This window comes from Arthrobacter sp. K5 (assembly GCF_040448525.1).
In the GTDB taxonomy this organism is placed as follows: Bacteria; Actinomycetota; Actinomycetes; order Actinomycetales; family Micrococcaceae; genus Arthrobacter; species Arthrobacter globiformis.
In genome coordinates, this window is record NZ_CP159279.1 from 2418522 (window position 1) to 2435149 (window position 16628).

15 protein-coding genes are annotated in these 16628 nt (G+C 67.1%); 12 read left to right on the forward strand and 3 right to left on the reverse strand.

Annotated elements, in window-relative coordinates:
* Positions 1 to 120: 120 nt before the first annotated feature.
* The gene (locus ABRP34_RS10990; RefSeq protein WP_139023443.1) at positions 121 to 270 is read left to right on the forward strand and encodes a lmo0937 family membrane protein; all 150 of its coding nucleotides are present in this window, start codon (positions 121 to 123) and stop codon (positions 268 to 270) included.
* A 10-nt stretch (positions 271 to 280) separates the two neighbouring features.
* Here the strand turns inward: ABRP34_RS10990 and ABRP34_RS10995 are convergent, their stop codons facing one another.
* Both ABRP34_RS10995 and ABRP34_RS11000 read right to left on the reverse strand, forming a co-directional pair.
* The gene (locus ABRP34_RS10995) at positions 281 to 2287 is read right to left on the reverse strand and encodes an ABC transporter ATP-binding protein (protein WP_353713249.1); all 2007 of its coding nucleotides are present in this window, start codon (positions 2285 to 2287) and stop codon (positions 281 to 283) included.
* A complete protein-coding gene (locus ABRP34_RS11000; RefSeq protein WP_353713250.1) occupies positions 2284 to 4047 on the reverse strand; it encodes an ABC transporter ATP-binding protein in 1764 nt (587 codons plus the stop codon). The genes ABRP34_RS10995 and ABRP34_RS11000 overlap by 4 nt, the downstream gene beginning before the upstream one ends.
* A gap of 160 nt (positions 4048 to 4207) precedes the next feature.
* Here ABRP34_RS11000 and ABRP34_RS11005 point away from each other — a divergent pair, with 160 nt between their 5' ends.
* From ABRP34_RS11005 to ABRP34_RS11025, 5 genes are all read left to right on the forward strand, one after another.
* Positions 4208 to 4720 carry a hypothetical protein gene (locus ABRP34_RS11005; protein ID WP_353713251.1) on the forward strand — a complete coding sequence of 171 codons (513 nt, stop codon included), beginning with the start codon at positions 4208 to 4210 and terminating at the stop codon, positions 4718 to 4720.
* Positions 4717 to 5238, forward strand: coding sequence for a YbaK/EbsC family protein (locus ABRP34_RS11010; RefSeq protein WP_353713252.1), 522 nt, complete (start codon positions 4717 to 4719; stop codon positions 5236 to 5238). Before ABRP34_RS11005 ends, ABRP34_RS11010 begins: the two co-directional genes overlap by 4 nt.
* Positions 5239 to 5257: 19 nt before the next feature.
* Positions 5258 to 6106, forward strand: coding sequence for a PhzF family phenazine biosynthesis protein (locus ABRP34_RS11015; protein WP_353713253.1), 849 nt, complete (start codon positions 5258 to 5260; stop codon positions 6104 to 6106).
* Positions 6107 to 6490: 384 nt separating this feature from the next.
* A complete protein-coding gene (locus tag ABRP34_RS11020) occupies positions 6491 to 7072 on the forward strand; it encodes an AAA family ATPase (RefSeq protein ID WP_353713254.1) in 582 nt (193 codons plus the stop codon).
* A 284-nt stretch (positions 7073 to 7356) separates the two neighbouring features.
* Positions 7357 to 8316: an SRPBCC family protein gene (locus tag ABRP34_RS11025; RefSeq protein WP_353713255.1), complete on the forward strand. Its 960-nt coding sequence runs from the start codon at positions 7357 to 7359 to the stop codon at positions 8314 to 8316.
* Here ABRP34_RS11025 and ABRP34_RS11030 read toward each other — a convergent pair.
* Complete coding sequence (locus ABRP34_RS11030) at positions 8313 to 8456, reverse strand: hypothetical protein (protein WP_353713256.1); 144 nt, start codon at positions 8454 to 8456, stop codon at positions 8313 to 8315. The two genes, ABRP34_RS11025 and ABRP34_RS11030, sit on opposite strands and share 4 nt — an antisense overlap.
* Positions 8457 to 8831: 375 nt before the next feature.
* Here ABRP34_RS11030 and ABRP34_RS11035 point away from each other — a divergent pair, with 375 nt between their 5' ends.
* Genes ABRP34_RS11035 through ABRP34_RS11060 form a run of 6 tightly spaced genes read left to right on the forward strand, consistent with a single transcriptional unit; the run spans position 8832 to position 16628 of the window.
* Complete coding sequence (locus tag ABRP34_RS11035; protein ID WP_353713257.1) at positions 8832 to 9926, forward strand: glycosyltransferase; 1095 nt, start codon at positions 8832 to 8834, stop codon at positions 9924 to 9926.
* Positions 9913 to 11130, forward strand: a complete 1218-nt coding sequence (locus ABRP34_RS11040; RefSeq protein ID WP_353713258.1) for a glycosyltransferase — start codon at positions 9913 to 9915, stop codon at positions 11128 to 11130. The genes ABRP34_RS11035 and ABRP34_RS11040 overlap by 14 nt, the downstream gene beginning before the upstream one ends.
* Positions 11130 to 12335 carry a glycosyltransferase family 4 protein gene (locus ABRP34_RS11045; protein ID WP_353713259.1) on the forward strand — a complete coding sequence of 402 codons (1206 nt, stop codon included), beginning with the start codon at positions 11130 to 11132 and terminating at the stop codon, positions 12333 to 12335. The genes ABRP34_RS11040 and ABRP34_RS11045 overlap by 1 nt, the downstream gene beginning before the upstream one ends.
* Positions 12332 to 14239 (forward strand): ABC transporter ATP-binding protein, encoded by a 1908-nt coding sequence (locus ABRP34_RS11050; RefSeq protein WP_353713260.1) that lies wholly within the window; start codon positions 12332 to 12334, stop codon positions 14237 to 14239. The genes ABRP34_RS11045 and ABRP34_RS11050 overlap by 4 nt, the downstream gene beginning before the upstream one ends.
* On the forward strand, positions 14236 to 15531 hold the full coding sequence (locus tag ABRP34_RS11055) for an aminoglycoside phosphotransferase family protein (RefSeq protein WP_353713261.1): 1296 nt from the start codon (positions 14236 to 14238) through the stop codon (positions 15529 to 15531). Before ABRP34_RS11050 ends, ABRP34_RS11055 begins: the two co-directional genes overlap by 4 nt.
* Positions 15528 to 16628 carry a phosphotransferase gene (locus tag ABRP34_RS11060; protein ID WP_353713262.1) on the forward strand — a complete coding sequence of 367 codons (1101 nt, stop codon included), beginning with the start codon at positions 15528 to 15530 and terminating at the stop codon, positions 16626 to 16628. Before ABRP34_RS11055 ends, ABRP34_RS11060 begins: the two co-directional genes overlap by 4 nt.

The following is a 16628-nucleotide window of genomic DNA, read 5'->3' on the forward strand; positions in this document are numbered from 1 at the left end:
CATAGGCGGGGTACGGCTATTTCCGGCTGCCTGCTCCGGGCGTAGGGTGAAAGCACCGCAGCTGGAGCGGCGGGGACGCCACATAGCGTTTCCATCCGCGAGGAAACGAAGGAGATTCTCATGTTGCTTTGGATAGCCATCATCATTGCAGTTCTCTGGCTTCTCGGCCTGCTCGGCAACATCGGCGGCGGACTAATTCACCTGCTTTTGGTCATAGCCGTGGTGGTCCTGGTCTTCCACTTCATCCGCGGCAGGTCCTCCCGCGTGTAGGACGACAGGTTTAAACCTCCGCCGCGGGCGCCGCGAACTGCGCCTCGTACAGCAGCGCATATGCACCGCCCGCGGCCAGCAGGGACGCGTGCGTGCCCTGCTCCACGATCTGCCCGGCCTCCATCACCAGGATGAGGTCGGCGTCGCGGATCGTCGAGAGGCGGTGCGCGATCACGAAGCTCGTCCGGTCCGACCGCAGCGCACTCATCGCCTTCTGCACCAGCAGCTCGGTCCGGGTATCCACCGAACTGGTGGCCTCGTCCAGAATCAGCACCGATGGCCGGGCCAGGAACGCACGGGCAATGGTCAGCAGCTGCTTCTCGCCGGCGGACACGTTGGAGCCCTCATCCTCGAGCACCGTGTCGTACCCTTCGGGCAGGGCGCTCACGAACCGGTCCACGTATGTCGCCTGCGCCGCCTCAAGGATTTCCGCTTCCGACGCCGAGGGCCGGCCGTACGCGATGTTGTCCCGGATGGTCCCGCCGAAGAGCCACGTATCCTGCAGCACCATGCCCATCCGCGAGCGCAGCTCGCGCCGGGGAACCGAGGTGACGTCCACGCCGTCGAGCGTTATCCGCCCGGCGTCCAGCTCATAGAACCGCATCATCAGGTTCACCAGGGTGGTCTTGCCGGCCCCGGTGGGGCCGACGATCGCCACCGTCTGCCCCGGTTCCGCCACCAGGCTGAGGTCCGTGATCAGCGGCTTGTCCGGTGAGTAGGAGAACGAGACGTTCTCGAACACCAGGCGGCCCCGGCCGCCAACAGGAGCAGGGCCGGCATCCTCAACCGACTGCTCGTCCTCATCCAGCAACGAGAACACCCGCTCAGCGGACGCCACCCCGGACTGCAGCAGGTTGGCCATGGACCCCAGCTGGGCCAGCGGCTGGGTAAACTGCCGCGAGTACTGGATGAACGCCTGCACATCGCCCAGCTGCATCGCACCGGACGCCACCTGCAGCCCTCCCACCACCGCGATCCCCACATACACCAGATTCCCGATGAACGTCAGTGCCGGCATGATGAGGCCGCTGATGAACTGTGCCCCGAAGCTCGCCTCAAACAGCTCCGCATTCTTCTCCCGGAACCGCTCCTCCACCTCCCGCTGCCGGCCGAACACCTTCACCAGCGCGTGCCCCGTGTACGTCTCCTCGATCTGCCCGTTCAGCTCCCCCGTGTGCTTCCACTGGGCCACGAACAGCTTCTGCGAACGCTTGGCGATCAGCGCCGTCGTCACCAGCGTCAGCGGCACTGTGACCAGCGCTATCAGCGCCAGCACCGGCGAGAGCAGGAACATCATCACCAGCACGCCCAGCACCGTCAGCAGCGACGTGACGGCCAGGCTGATCGACTGCTGCAGGCTCTGCGAGATGTTGTCCACGTCGTTCGTCACCCGGCTGAGCAGTTCGCCGCGCTGGATGGAGTCGAAATACCGCAACGGAAGCCGGTGGATCTTCGCCTCGATCCGCTCGCGCAGCCGGTACACCGTCCGCTGCACCACGCCGTTGAGCACGTACGCCTGAATCCAGCCGAACGCCGACGCCAGCACATACAGCGCCAGAGCCCACAGCAGCACGTTCGCCAGCGCCGCGAAGTCGATTCCCGCCCCCGGTGTAAGGGTCATCGCCCCGAGCATGTCCGCCTGCGCATCCTGGCCGGACGCCCGCAACCCGGCGATCACCTGTTCCTGGCTCGCCCCGGCCGGCAGGTTCTTGGACACCGCGCCGGCAAAGATCAGGTTGGTGCCCTCGCCCAGCAGCCGCGGCCCGGTCACCGAAAACGCCACGCTGACGACGGCGAGCGCCAGTACCAGCACCAGCCACGCCCGCTCGGGGCGCAGCTCCCCCAGCAGCCGCAGGGCCGACGGCCCGAAGTTCAGCGCCTTCTCCGCCGGGACATTCATCCCGGCGAACGGTCCGCCGCGTCCCGGTCCGCCGGCGGGCCGGGGAATGCGTACGACGTCGGCCTGCCGGGTTCCCGGGGCAGCCCCGGTTCCCCGGGGGCGGCTTGAGGTGCTCATGCCGCCTCCTCCGCCGCCAGCTGCGAGGACACTATTTCGCGGTACGTCTCCGACGTCTCCAGCAGCTCCCGGTGCGTTCCGCGCCCGACGATCCTGCCGCCGTCGAGCACCAGAATCTGGTCCGCGTCCACGATGCTGGAGACGCGCTGGGCGATGATCACCAGCGTGGCACCGGCGGTGTCCCGCCGCAGCGCCTGCCGGAGCCGGGCGTCCGTCGCGGTGTCCAGCGAGGAAAACGAGTCGTCAAAGATGTACAGCTCGGGCCGCTTCACCAGCGCCCGGGCGATCGCCAGCCGCTGCCGCTGCCCGCCGGACACGTTGGTGCCGCCCTGTGAAACGGGCGCGTCCAGGCCGCCCTCCATCTGCCGCACAAAGTCCTCGGCCTGCGCGGTGGCCAGCGCCCGCCACAGCTCCTCCTCGGTGGCGTCCGGCTTGCCGTACAGCAGGTTGCTCCGCACCGTCCCGGAAAACAGGTACGGCCGCTGCGGCACCAGGCCGATATGCCCCCACAACAGGTCCGGATGCAGCTCGCGCACGTCCACGCCGCCCATCCGCACCGACCCGGAGGTGGCGTCGAAAAGCCGCGGCATGAGGTTCACCAGGGTGGTTTTCCCCGAGCCGGTGCTGCCGATGACCGCCGTCGTCCGGCCTGCGGCGGCGGTGAAGCTGACGCCGCTCAGGACCGGCCGTTCGGCACCCGGGTAGGCGAATCCGACGTCGCGCATTTCCAGCTCACCGCGGGCGGTGCCGGTTCCAGCCTCGGTGCCGGTCTCGTCCGCGAACACCACCGGGTTTGCCGGCGGCCGGACGGACGACTCCGTCTCCAGCACCTCGCCGATCCGGTCAGCCGAGACGGCCGCGCGCGGGATCATCACGGCCATGAAGGTGGCCATCATGACGGACATCAGGATCTGCAGCAAATAGCTGAGGAACGCCACCAGTGTGCCCACCTGCATGGAGCCGTCCTCGATCCGGAACGACCCGAACCAGATCACCGCCACGCTGGACACGTTCAGCACCAGCATCACCACGGGAAACGCGAGCGCCATCAGCCGCCCGGCCCGCAGCGCCGTGTCCGTGACGTCCGCGTTGGCGCCCGCGAAGCGCTCCGTTTCCAGGTCCTCGCGCACAAACGCCCGCACCACCCGGATGCCCGCCAGCTGCTCCCGCAGCACCCGGTTGACGGCATCGATCCGCAGCTGCATCAGGCGGAACAGCGGCACCATCCGGCTCACAATCAGGCCGACACCGATCAGCAGCACCGGCACGCTCACCGCGATCAGCCACGACAGCTGGGCATCCTGCCGGACGGCCATCACCACGCCGCCGATGCTGAGCATGGGCGCGGCCACCATCAGTGTGGCGGACATCAGCACCAGCTGCTGGACCTGCTGGACGTCGTTCGTGGACCGCGTGATGAGGCTCGCCGGGCCAAACCGGGTGACCTCCTGCTCGGAGAACCCGCCCACCCGGGTGAAGATCGCCCCACGCAGGTCGCGCCCCATCCCCATCGCCGCCTTGGCACCGAAGTACACTGCCGTCACCGCGCAGGCAATCTGCAGCAGGGTGATCAAAAGCATGAGGCTGCCAACGCGCAGGATGTAGCCGGTGTCCCCTCGGGCAACGCCCAGGTCAATGATGTCCGCGTTCAGCGTGGGGAGATAGAGGGAGGCAACGGACTGCGCCAACTGAAAAACGACGACGGCGATCAGCGGCCGCCGTTGCGGCTGCAGGTACCTGACAAGAAGCTTCCAAAGCATCCAGGTGCACCCTCGCAGCAGGTCCTCGAAGTGATGGGAAGGCCAGTGTACGTCCGGCGGCTGGGGACAGACTGTAGGCTGGGGGCCGTAGCCGGAATTCCGGAAACGGCAAATTGAGCACCGTAAATCGAACACCGCAAATTGAAGAATGGGGACTTCATTGAGCGATCAGCAGTTGGGCTTTGGCGAGCCCGGAAACATACCGGCGGCTGTCCGGCTCTCGGCAGCCTGCTGGGTGGCCAGCGCCGTGGTGGCCGGCATGATGCCCGTCATCCTGGAGGTGGCTGGCATCGACTTTGGCCAGTCGATCCCGGACTGGGCGGTGCCCTATCTGGTGGCGTTCGCCGTCCCGCTGACAGCCCTGCAGGTATTGGCGGCCCAGCATTTGCTGCATGGTGCCACATGGGCCCGCATTCTCCTCTCTGTCGCCGCAGCCCTGTCGGCGCTCGGCGCACCCGTCGACCTGACGGCCTTGATCCTTGCCGGGCTGGTCCTGACGCTGGCCGGGGCAACGCTGATGTGGGTGCCCGCATCCAACCGCTTTTTCGTGCTGCACCGCAGCGTCCCCGTCTATCCCGTGCCGGCACCTTCCGGCGTTGACACGGCCCTCGCTGACACCGGCCTCGCTGACACCGGCCTCGCTGATACCGCCCTCAAGGGAGAACCTCTGTGACTGACACGCTCCTTCTGCCCGCCGTGGCCGAGGCCCTGGCCGCCCACGGCGTGGCCCACGAGGTCCTGGAATGCTTACCGGATCTGGCGGACACCGCGGAGTTCTGCGCCCACTACGGCTTCAGCCTGGAGCAGGCGGCCAACACCATCCTGGTCGCCTCCAAGAAGGTGGAGCCGCCCCGGTATGCGGTGTGCGTGGTCCTGGGCACCACCCGGCTGGACGTGAACCGCTCGGTCCGCGCCCTGCTCGACGTCAAGCGTGCCTCCTTCGCCGACGCCGGCACCACCACCGCGCTGACCGGCATGCTGGTGGGCGGCGTCACCGCGCCCGGCATCGTCGGGCTTCCCGTGTATGTGGACCAGGCCGTGATGGACGTGCCCCGGGTGGTCATGGGAGGCGGCAACAGGTCCAGCAAGATCGTCCTGGACCCGGCCGAGCTCCTCAAACTGCCGGGAGTCGAGGTGGTGGACGGGCTCGCCGGAGCGCGTACAGCCCCCAGCCACGATATGCAGGGCTGAAGTCCAGAGGAGGAACAGCATGTCCGCCACCGTAAACGAATATCCCTTTACGCAAGTCGACGTTTTCGCCCCCGGGCCAAGGCCCGGCAACCCGGTTGCCGTCGTCCATGACGCCGACGCCCTGACCGCCGACCAGATGCAGAGCTTCGCGAACTGGACCAACCTCTCCGAGACGACGTTCCTGCTGAAGCCGACACAGCCGGAAGCTGACTACCGCCTGAGGATCTTCACGCCGGCGTCCGAGTTTCCTTTCGCCGGGCACCCCACGCTCGGCTCCGCGCACGCGTGGCTGGAGAATGGCGGCCGCCCGCAGCGCCCGGGCGAACTCGTCCAGGAATGCGAGGTGGGGCTCGTGAAGATCAGCCGAACCGACAGCGAACAGTTCTTCGAGGCGCCGCCGCTGCTCCGTGCCGGTGCCGTGGAAACAGAAGTGCTGGAGCGGGCCGCTGCGAGCCTGGGCATCACATCCGAACAGGTTCTGGACAGCAACTGGGTGGACAACGGACCAGGCTGGCTCGGTATCCGGCTGGCCTCGGCCCGGCAGGTTCTCGACCTGGCACCCGACTTCGTGGCCATGGGGCGGCTGATCGTGGGTGTCATCGGCCCCTACGGAAACGGCGGCCCGGCGGACTTTGAGGTGCGCGGCTTCCTTCCCAGCCTGGGCATCCCCGAAGATTCAGTCACCGGCAGCCTGAACGCAGGCCTCGCCCAGTGGCTGATCGGTTCGGGTGCAGTGGCCGCCAACTACACCGTCAGCCAGGGCACCATCCTGGGCCGCGGCGGCCGCCTGACCATCACCAGCGAAGGCGGCCGCATCTGGGTCGGCGGCACCAGCCGCACAGTCATCCGGGGCAGCGTCTTCCTGTAGTTCCGAGGCCGCTTGAATTCCGCCCGCCCGTTCGACGAACGTGCCGGGGACGGGCCGGTGCCCCATTGCGCCTGCCCGTCCCAGTCCGTGGTCTTCGTCGGTGACCTGGATGGTGATCTTCGTGTCGGGTCTCTTGCGGGGCCGCGGCGCTTCTGCACGGCCCCTGCGCAATACTGTCCCCCGCAACGCTCAAGAATGGCGCAACTTTCGGGCAGGATCACTGCAAGATCCGGTGGGCCCGCCGTCGTGCGTTTTAGGGCCGTGCACGGACCGTAAATACTGCTGCGGACGGCTGCTGATTGGAACAAAGAAAGTGACGTGCGCCTCAAAGCAGCAACGTTGCCCGGCCCCGGAACGTTGGACAGTGGAACGGAAGGAGGCCACATGCTCATTGTTCTGACAGGAATCGACGGTTCGGGAAAGACGACGGCGGCCCGTTCCCTGGTTGCCGCAGTCCGGGCGGAGGGTAAGGACGCGCTTTTACTGAGCAACTATGCCGGCCGGCGGCGGATGTCGCTGCTCAGCGCCAAGCTCGGCATCAGGCTGCCATCCCGCCTGGCCGACGCCGCCGAAACCACCATGCGGGTATTCAACGTGCTGGTGTCGCATACCCGGGCATCCCGGTTCCATGGCCTTGTTGTCATGGACCGGCACCTTCATTGCCAGCTGGCGCTGCGCGAGGCAAAGGGCCTGCGCCGCGGACGGCTGCTTCCCTGGCTGCTCCGCACGCTGCCCGCCCCGGACGTGGTTCTCCATCTGGACGTGAGCCCCGAAACCGCGCACCAACGGATCCTGGCGCGCGGGACGGACGAGGAATCCGTGGCCGAACTAGCCGCCCTCCGGAATGCCTACCGCGCACTGCCCGAGTACGCGGACATGGTTAGGATCGACGCCGGCGGCACCCCGGGCGACGTGCTGGCCAGGCTGCTTGACGCCGTCGATCTCCGCCGTCGACTCAAGGTTTAGTCAAGAATTCACGAAACGGCCAAATAGGCCTTCCCTCAGGTTCCGCCGGCTGTACATTGGTGCCAGCTCTCCTCTTTCCCCCCAAACCGGAGTGCTGGAAGCCTCCGCGCTGGAGTCGTCTGATTCGCGCGGAGGCTTCCCCTTTCACTCTCCGCACCGCCTTCACCCCGACACCGCCGGCCACGGCATCCTCTGGCCACGCCCCGCCCTCAACGATATAGTAAGCATGCTGATGACTTCGGATTGCCGGACCATCATCTGTTCACTTCGACGAAGGAGACACTATGAGCACGAGGGTTGAGAAGCGCATTCTGGTGAACGTGCCGGTCAGCACGGCATACAACCAGTGGACCCAGTTCGAAGATTTTCCGCATTTCATGGGCGGCGTCAAGAAAGTGACCCAACTCAGCGATGACCGCCTCGAGTGGGTGGCTGAGATCGCGGGCGTGAAGCGCAAGTGGGAGGCACGGATCCTCGAGCAGAAGCCGGACCAGAAGGTTGCCTGGGCCGCCACGGAGGGGGCCACCAACGCCGGCTCGGTGGAGTTTGAAGACGTGGGCGGAGGCCAGGCCTCCATCAGGCTGTTCATCGACTACGAACCCGAGGGGCTCGTGGAAAAGATCGGCGACAAGCTGCACGTCGTGGAGCACCAGGCCGAGGCCGACCTCAAGAGGTTCAAGGCATTCATCGAGGACGAAGGCTACGCCAGCGGCGCCTGGCGGGGATCGGTCAATGAAGGCGGCTCGGTGGGGACCCCTGGCGTTGAGCACGCTGCCGGGTCGCTCGGCGACAGCGGCAAGGCCGGCGTCTCCGGCAAGATGGCGGCTGCTGCCGGAGTGGCGGCTGCTGCGGGCGCGGCAGCAGCAGTTGCCGCGGGCGGCAAGGACAAGGACGCCGACACCGTTTACGTCGTCGACGAGACCGTCACCCCGGTGGTTCCGGAGTACACCGAAACCACCGTCGTTACCGACACGACCGACGCCCCGGGCTTCTCCGGCGGAACTGCGGCGGACACCGTTGCCGGCGGAACTGTTGCCGGCGGAACTGCGGCCGGCGCCGGCTCGGCGCTGACGGACGAGACCGTCGCCCATCCCTTCGACCAGACCAACGGACTGATTGACGACGAAGGCGACTCGGACGAAACCGCCGCGAGCGACACACGCAGCGCCGCAGACCGGGCTGAAAGCGCAGACCGCGATCCCGGCACCATCCCGCCGCTGGGCGGCACGTCCGGCCAGCACTAGCAAAACCAAGTGCCGCCGTCGACCGTTTTTTCGACGGCGGCAGCCAATACAATCGCAAAAACGACGGCGGGAATACCCGCCGTCGTTTTTTTGGTCGTTTGCTGCCTTAAATATCCGTTCGAACGCTTTGTATTGAGCATTGACCTCCACGTCACGCCGTGGCAACGTGGGATTCATCTTTCATGCCCCCAATGCTCGGGGCAGAGCGCAAGCCGTTTCTTGCCGTGGCGCCTATGCCCGGCAAACTAAAGTTAATGCCTCAATCGTTGCGGCAGCGATGCCGCGTGCCCGGACATCTGAGATCTTTGGCGGTTCTCTCATTTCCGACAAAGTCTTCTCATTGAGGCCTGCCGAACAAGCGTTGTGTTGCGCTTCGGCAGGCTGTGGGGGCCCAAATGGAACACTTAAGAATTGTTCTTTATTCACACGACTCGGTGGGTCTCGGTCACGTTCGGCGCAATCTCGCGCTTGCCCACGCCCTGAGTAACCAGCTTCCCGTCCTGACGGGTCGTCCTGTGACAGGCATCCTCGTTTCCGGCACGGCACTGGCCCCCGGGTTTGACGTTCCTGCCTGCTGGGACTGGGTCATCCTGCCCGGAGTGGAAAAGAGCACTGCCGGCTATCAGCCCCGCAACCTGAGCGTTCCGATGCAGGACCTCATCTCGCTCCGCGCCGGCCTGCTCGAATCCGTGCTGGGCAGCTTCCGACCCGACCTGGTGGTGGTTGACCGCCACGCCACCGGCATCCACCGCGAACTTGAAGCCGCCCTGCGCCGGGCACGCGCGGCCGGGCCCGTCCGCACAGTTCTGGGACTGCGCGAGGTCCTGGATGAGCCTAAGGCAGCGATCGCCGAATGGGAGAAGGTGGGCGGCGCGCCACTGGTCAAAGACCTGTTTGACGCCATCTGGGTTTATGGGGACCCCTCTGTGCATGATCCCGTTGCGTGCGGGGAAATACCGCTGACCGTAGGGAAACTGATCCACTACACCGGCTACCTTGCGGCAGGGCGGCCGCCCGGCTCCGGGAAGCTCCGCGTGCAGCGCCCTTATTTCATGACGACGGTGGGCGGCGGCGCTGACGGGCACGCCCTGGCAGCCATGGCAGCGGCGACCGATCTGCCGCCGGGAGTGGGGCACCTGATCGTTGCCGGGCCGCAAATGCCCGCCGAACAGCTCAACGACCTGCGCCTACACGCCACGGCGGGCACCAGAATCGTGGACACTCTGGACGACATGGTGCTTCATCTGCGGGGGGCCCAGGCCATCGTGTCCATGGGTGGCTACAACACCGTGTGCGAAATCATGAGCACCGACGTTCCTGCCCTGATTGTGCCGCGCATCCACGCCCGCTTCGAGCAGCGGATCAGGGCCGCCTCCCTGGCTTCCGCGGGGTACCTGGAATATCGCGAGATCACCACATTGACGCCGAGGTACCTCTCCGGCTGGCTGGTCCGCCGGCTGGGCAGCAGGGTCGACCGGAGGCAGGCGCGGCTTGACGGGCTGGTCCGCGTGCCGCAGCTCGCGGCCGAACTCCTGCAGCCCCTGCTGCACCCTGACGCATCCTCGGCGGCCAGCAGCTCACGGGAAGGTGCCGCGCATGTTGCAATCTGAACCGGCTACCGCCTACATCCTGAAAATGTACCCGCGGTTCTCCGAGACGTTCATCGTGTCAGAGATTCTGGCACGCGAGGCAGCCGGCGACAGGATCGAGATCTTCTCCCTGCGCCCGCCCAACGATCCGCGGTTCCATCCCGAGCTGGCGCGGGTCAAGGCACCCGTAACATATGTTGGCCGCCCGAAGAGCGCCGAGCGTGCCTGGGAGACCTTCCGCGCCGCGGAAGCCGCCGGTCTCGCCCCGGCTGTGTCCCGGGTATTCGCGGAACTGGCCACCATGGACACAAACGATGCTCTTCAGGCCATAAACCTCGCCGTCACCCTGCAGAACCGCAAGATCAGGCACATGCACGTTCACTTCGCGTCAATCCCCACGACCGTGGCGAGGCTTGCCTCGGCCATTACCGGCATCCCCTATTCCTTCACGGCCCACGCGGTGGATATTTTCGTTGGGGCCGTCGACGACGATCTCCGGACCAAGTTTGCCCAGGCCCACCACGCCGTCACGATCAGCGAGTACAACCTGAGGTTCCTCCGCCGCCGCTTCCCGGACGTTACCTCCCGCCTGCACCTTGTGCGGAACGGCCTGGAGCTCGAGCGCTTCCCGTACCGCGACCCCCGGCCTGTCGGCGCCACGGTGCGGGTGGCCGCCGTCGGACGGCTCGTGGAGAAGAAGGGATTCCAGCATCTGATGCCGGCGGCCGCGGAGCTGGTGTCGCAGGGTTTCCCGCTGGACATGAGGATCGCCGGCACGGGGGTGTTGGCCGACCAGCTGCAGTGCACGGTCGGTCAGCTCGGGCTGGACAGGCACGTGAGGCTGCTCGGTCCGCAGACCCAGGACCAGGTCCATGAGCTGCTGGATTCCTGCGACGTGTTCGTTGCTCCCTGCGTCGTAGCGGCGGACGGCAACGCGGACGGGATGCCAACGGTCCTGCTGGAGGCCATGGCCGCCGGGGTGCCCTGCATCTCTACGGCAGTAACGGGCATTCCCGAGGCTGTACGGAACGGGCAGACCGGAATCCTGACGCAGCCCGGCCAGCCCCATCTGCTCGCCCAAGCGATCCGCCGCATGAGTTCACCAGCCACAGACCGGGTTGTGCTGGCCAGGAACGCCCGCGCACTGATCGAGAAGGAATACGACGCGCGGCGGCAGGCGGAGGCGCTCCGGGCCCTGTCGCCGGCGGCAAGGAAGGTAGCGTAATGCGCGTCGCCTATGTTTGTGCCGACCCGGGAGTCCCGGTCTTCGGCACCAAGGGATCGTCAGTCCATGTGCAGGAAATCGTGCGGGCTTGGCACCGGGCCGGGGCCGATGTCACGGTCTACTGCACCCGTGCCGGGACTGACCGGCCGGCGGATTTGGCCGGGCTGCCCGTCGTCGAAATCCCGCCTCACCGCGCTGACCGGGCAGGGCCTGTTTGCGGGACCGGGCCAGCTTCTGGGGAGGAGCGGGAACGTGCCATCGAAGAGGCAGCAGCGGCCCTGGCGGAGGCGGTGGTCCGGGACGGCTGCGACGTGATCTACGAGCGCTACTCGCTCTTCAGCGCGGCCCTGGCCATGGCCGCCGGAGCCCTACGGGTCCCAGGGGTGCTGGAGGTCAACGCGCCGTTGATCGAGGAACAGCAGCAGTACCGGCAGCTGTTCGACCGCCGTCTGGCCGAGGCCGTACTCCATCGCAACGCCCTGGCAGCGGACACCGTGGCCGCTGTCTCGGAGCCCGTGGTGCGGTGGGTGAAGCAGCGCGTTCCCGAGGCCAGGACCGTGCTGGCACCCAACGGCGTAAACACGGAACGGATCCGTCCCCGGCCGCGCGGCCGCCGCCACCCGCGCCAACTGACCGTGGGATTCGTGGGCAGCCTGAAACCCTGGCACGGTGTCCCCGCCCTGCTCACCGCGGTGGCGCTGGCCAACGCCGAGGCAGGCACTGACGGAAGGTGGACCGTGAAGATCATTGGCGACGGCCCCGGCAGGCAGGACCTCGAGAGGGCTGCAGCGGGGCTGGGCGTCGAGGCGGAGTTCACCGGCGCCGTGCCGCCTGATGCGGTGCCCGGGCTGCTGCATAAATGCGATGCCGCCGCTGCTCCATACCCGCAGCCTGTCCCCGACCGGGACGACTACTTTTCACCGCTGAAGGTCTACGAGTACCTTGCCGCCGGCATGCCGATCGTGGCCACGGCGGTGGGCCAGATACCGTCCATCCTGGAAGACGGACGCACAGGCCTGCTCGTTGCGCCGGGCGATCCGGCGGCCTTCGCCGCAGCATTGAACCGTCTGGCGGCTGACGCTGCGCTCCGCGAACGGCTGGGCACCCAGGCCCGGGCCGCCGCCGTCGAACACCACAGTTGGGACGGTGTGCTTGCCCTGATCACCGAGTCGCTGGCAATCCGGCGGGAGGTGGCTTGGCCATGACCGCGCACGCCCACCGGGCCCAGCCGTCAGCGCAGCAAGCGGCCGCCGCGCGGAAGCAGGCGTGGCCGCCACGGCGCGGGCGGAACGCCGGGCCGTCAGTACCGGAGTCCGGGCTTCGGCGCACGCTGCGGTGCGTGCGCCCGCATCTCCAGGGCCATCGCCTCCTCATGACTGGTGGATTCGCCGGACTGACGTTCGACGTGGTTTTCCGCCTGGTGGAACCGTGGCCCCTCAAGCTAGTGGTCGATGCCGTTTCCCGCTCGCTTGGCGCCACACTCCACAAACCCGGGCCCTCGATGGACGCCAGCCTGCAGACGCTCATCCTGTGCGGGGCGGCGGTGGTGGCCATCAGCATCGGGCGCGCCATCGCCAACTACTGGTCAGCAGTCTGCTTCGCCCTCATCGGCTCGAGGGTCGCCGCGGACTTGAGGGCACGGGCCTTCCGCCACGTGCAGAGCCTGTCCATGCGCCACCACACACGTGCGTCCACCGGGGACACAGTTCAACGACTGGTGGGTGATGTGTCCCGCCTGCAGGACGTGGCAATCACCGCCGGGCTGCCGCTCATGGGCAACATGGCCACCCTGGCGGCGATGATCGGCATCTTGCTCCTGCTGGATCCCCTGCTCTCGTTGGTAGTGGTTTTGGCAGGCGGCGTCTTCGTGCTCCTGTCCCGCGCCAGCTCAGGCCAGATCACGGTGGCGGCCGGCAACTCCCGCAAGGGTGAAGGGCACCTGGCCACGACGGCCGCGCAGACTTTGGGTGCCATCCGCGAGGTCCAGGCTTACGGCCTGGAGGACACCATCAGTTCCAGCTTCCGCAGCAGCAACCAGGCAACCTTGGGAACGGGTGTTGCGGCGCTGCGGCTCGCCGCAGGCCTCGAGCGGCGCACGGACGTGCTGATCGGCGTCGCCACGGCAGTGGTCTTGGCCGGCGGCGGCTGGCGGGTCATGGAGCACGTGATCACGCCGGGTGACCTGGTGATATTCCTGATGTACCTCAAGACGGGAATGAAACCGCTCAAGGACGTGGCGAAACAAATTGGCCGGATCGCCCGGGCCACAGCCTCCGGTGAGCGCGTGGCGGACTTGCTGGAAGCACAGACGGACCTGCCGGAGTCCGCCCATGCCCGCCGCCTGGACAACAGGAACCCGGACATCGTGATTGAAGGCGTCTCAGCGGGTCACGGCGACGGAATGGTGCTCCACGGGATCCACCTGACCATTCCGGCCGGTGAGCACGTGGCCATCCTCGGCCCGTCCGGCGCCGGAAAGTCCACTCTGGCCAGCCTGATCCTGCGCATGCTCGATCCCGCCACGGGGTCGGTCAGGGTGGGCGGCGCGGACCTGCGGGAACTTAAAATCGCGTCCGTGCGGTCCCATGTGTCCATCCTGCTGCAGGACTCCGTGCTGTTCGGTGCCTCCGTCCGGGACAACATCCGGTTCGGCCGGCTCGACGCCACGGACCGGGAAGTCGAGGAGGCTGCTGCCCTGGCCCAGGCCGGCGACTTCATCCGGTCTCTTCCGGACGGCTACGACACAGTACTGGGCGAAGCGGCGAAGGACCTCTCCGGCGGCCAGCGGCAGCGGATCGCCATTGCCCGTGCCATTCTCCGGCGGGCCCCGATCGTGATTCTCGACGAAGCGACAGCTGGCCTGGACCCCGCCTCCCGGGATTCCGTTCTGCAGGCCCTCGCCGCCCTAACCCGCGAACGGACCTCCATCACGATCACCCACGATCCCCACTCCGCTCGTTCCTGCGACCGCATCGTGTGGCTCGAAAACGGCAGGATTGTGGAGGAGGGACGCCCGGAGGAGCTGCTGCGGGATCCCGGGTCCAGGTTCTCCCGCTGGATGGATGACGAAGACCCCAGCCGGCCCGACGAGAAGCTGGAAGTGCAATGAACGCCTCGCACTCCGAGTTCAAGAACCCGGACCGTTCCTTGGCCGGACGCGATGATGCGCTCCCCGGCCTGCCCTACCTGTTGGACGACGCCCGCCTGTCCTCGTTGCTCGGCGAAACCGTCCGCGTGACCCGGGTCCGCTACAAACCCCGCACCTCCCTGCTGGTGGCATTCCGGCGCATCCGCAACGGGAGTTTCGATTACGGCTGGGCGCACACCTTGTCCTCTCCCGCCAAGCTGTTGAGGCGCGAAAGTACATCACGGTCCCGTGGCGGGAACGTACGCATTCTCCGGCCCGATCCCAGGCAGGACGACATGCTGGTGGCGGTCGGCGGCACTGCCGACGACTGGGCCCTGCACAAGAACCTGTTGTGGCTTTACGAGCACGGCATCGAACGGCTGGGGCTCCACTACGGGCCGGACACTGGCCTGCCAGCCGGCAGCAGCGTGCTGCGCTACAAGCCCGAACGTCGGCTGGTGCTCTTAGCATCCAGCACCGCGGCCCCGGTAGTGCTCAAGGCCGCCGCGAAACCTGCCTCTCCCGGACAACAAGCACATTTCCTGGACCGGCTACGCCTGCACGGTGTTCCCCTCCTCCCCCAGTTGGGGGACACGGAATGCCTGGCGAATGGAATCAGCGCCTGCGTGGCCTGGGGCGGGGGTGACCTCACCGAGTTCGACGACGATTCCAGAGCCTTCACTGCCGGGGAAGCCCTGGCCAGACTGCATGGGATACCGATCACCGGCAGGACGGTTGCCGAAGCGGCTGATTCCAGCCTCCAGGACGGAGCGGGCAGCTGGCTGGCCCAGGTCACCGCGCAGCTGAAGGCCACCCGCAGCATGGTCTCCTCCCTAGTCCCTGCATACGAGGAACCGGCACGGTGCATCGAGGCCGAGCTCGGTTTCCTGCTGTTGGAAGGAGCCGGGTCCGGCCGGGTCCTGGTTCATGGCGACTTCTCTCCGGATCAGGTGCTGGTGGGAGGGTCAGAGGTTCGTCTTATCGATTTCGACCGTGCGCGTCCCGGGATGGCGGAGGCCGATCTGGGATCGTTCGCCGCAGTGGAGGAGACGGTGCTGCCGGGATGGGAGAGAGCACATGCAGGTGGCCCGAAGACAGCCCGCCTCATCGAAGGCTACGTCGGAGCGGGCGGCCGGTTCTCACAGACCGCGGTAGATGCCTGGGCTGCTTTCCGGCTCTTTAACAACAGCGTTGAGCCCTTCCGGAACCGGTCCCCGGAATGGGCGGCAGGCATGTCCTGGCATCTCAACCGGGCAATGGAGCTGATCTCGTGAACTGGCATCCTCCCGTTCCCCACCGGGTGGCCGACGCCGCCGGAACCGTCTGGTCCGTCCGGCGGGCGTGGCCCGGCGCTTCGGCGGGCCGGTATGTCCTGGAAGTCCGGAATCCGGCCCGGCCCGGTGTCCTGGCGGGCCACTTCAGTGAGGGCCGGTTCGACCCCGTCACTGTCAATGACCACCGCTTGCCCGCCCTCTCCGCAGAATCGTCGAAGGGCGAAGTTGTGGTTCACCGGGCCCACAAACGCGCTGTGCTGCGCACTTCGGCAAGCTACATCAAGGTGTTCCGCCCCGGATGGGCGCCCGCGGCGGCCGTCGGCCACGGCACAGCCACCGCTCCCCCGGCCGGTGGCGGCTTCAGAACCCCCCGGCTGATCAGCGCCGGGCAGGATGTCCTGGTCTTCAGCCCCGTCGCTGGCCGTTCCTTCTACGAGCTCGGCCAGGATCAAACCGGCATCACCGATGCGTTCTATGCCAGCAAATGGGATGAGTGGCAGCGGGCCTGGACGGCGACTTTATCCGGAGCCGGCAGCACGGCCTTTCTGGAGCGCCTTCCCCTGCACGACGCAGAGGAGGAACTGGTCATCCTGCGGCGTTGGATCGAGCACTGGCTGCGCCACAGCGAGGGCATCGCCGAAGCCGCTAAGGAACGCGCGGCTCTCCTGGCACGGGCCGATGTGGTGACGGCCGGCCTCCTCGCCACGCCGCGGGATCGCCTGGGCTGGGCCCACGGGGACCTGCATGACAAGCAGATGCTTGGCCAGGGCTACCCGGGTGCGCCGGGCCTGCTGGATTTTGACGAGGCCTGCACGGCCGAGGCGGCCTTGGATCTGGCCAATCTGGATGTGCATCTGGAACTCAGGTGGCGGCAAAAACTGCTGACCACCCGACGGTATGACATCGCCCACGCCAGCATAATGTCCGCGGCCGAACGCGTTCACGCCAGCCCCGGCAGGCTTGCCGCCTATGCCGCTTCCACACGGCTCCGGCTGGCATGCCTGTATTCGTTCCGGCCGCCTTGGGGGCCGCAGGCAGCCACGTACCTAACGTCCCTGGACCCGGCGCCGCGGGAACAGCCAGAAAGCCGACACTAA

What these genes read in the sequence shown, in the direction of transcription:
- ABRP34_RS11030 (WP_353713256.1), bottom strand. Translation starts at nt 8,456, where the DNA reads ATGCTCAATACAAAGCGTTCGAACGGATATTTAAGGCAGCAAACGACC.
- ABRP34_RS11050 (WP_353713260.1), top strand. Translation starts at nt 12,332, where the DNA reads ATGACCGCGCACGCCCACCGGGCCCAGCCGTCAGCGCAGCAAGCGGCC.
- ABRP34_RS11015 (WP_353713253.1), top strand. Translation starts at nt 5,258, where the DNA reads ATGTCCGCCACCGTAAACGAATATCCCTTTACGCAAGTCGACGTTTTC.
- ABRP34_RS10995 (WP_353713249.1), bottom strand. Translation starts at nt 2,287, where the DNA reads ATGAGCACCTCAAGCCGCCCCCGGGGAACCGGGGCTGCCCCGGGAACC.
- ABRP34_RS11000 (WP_353713250.1), bottom strand. Translation starts at nt 4,047, where the DNA reads ATGCTTTGGAAGCTTCTTGTCAGGTACCTGCAGCCGCAACGGCGGCCG.
- ABRP34_RS10990 (WP_139023443.1), top strand. Translation starts at nt 121, where the DNA reads ATGTTGCTTTGGATAGCCATCATCATTGCAGTTCTCTGGCTTCTCGGC.
- ABRP34_RS11020 (WP_353713254.1), top strand. Translation starts at nt 6,491, where the DNA reads ATGCTCATTGTTCTGACAGGAATCGACGGTTCGGGAAAGACGACGGCG.
- ABRP34_RS11055 (WP_353713261.1), top strand. Translation starts at nt 14,236, where the DNA reads ATGAACGCCTCGCACTCCGAGTTCAAGAACCCGGACCGTTCCTTGGCC.
- ABRP34_RS11045 (WP_353713259.1), top strand. Translation starts at nt 11,130, where the DNA reads ATGCGCGTCGCCTATGTTTGTGCCGACCCGGGAGTCCCGGTCTTCGGC.
- ABRP34_RS11025 (WP_353713255.1), top strand. Translation starts at nt 7,357, where the DNA reads ATGAGCACGAGGGTTGAGAAGCGCATTCTGGTGAACGTGCCGGTCAGC.
- ABRP34_RS11040 (WP_353713258.1), top strand. Translation starts at nt 9,913, where the DNA reads ATGTTGCAATCTGAACCGGCTACCGCCTACATCCTGAAAATGTACCCG.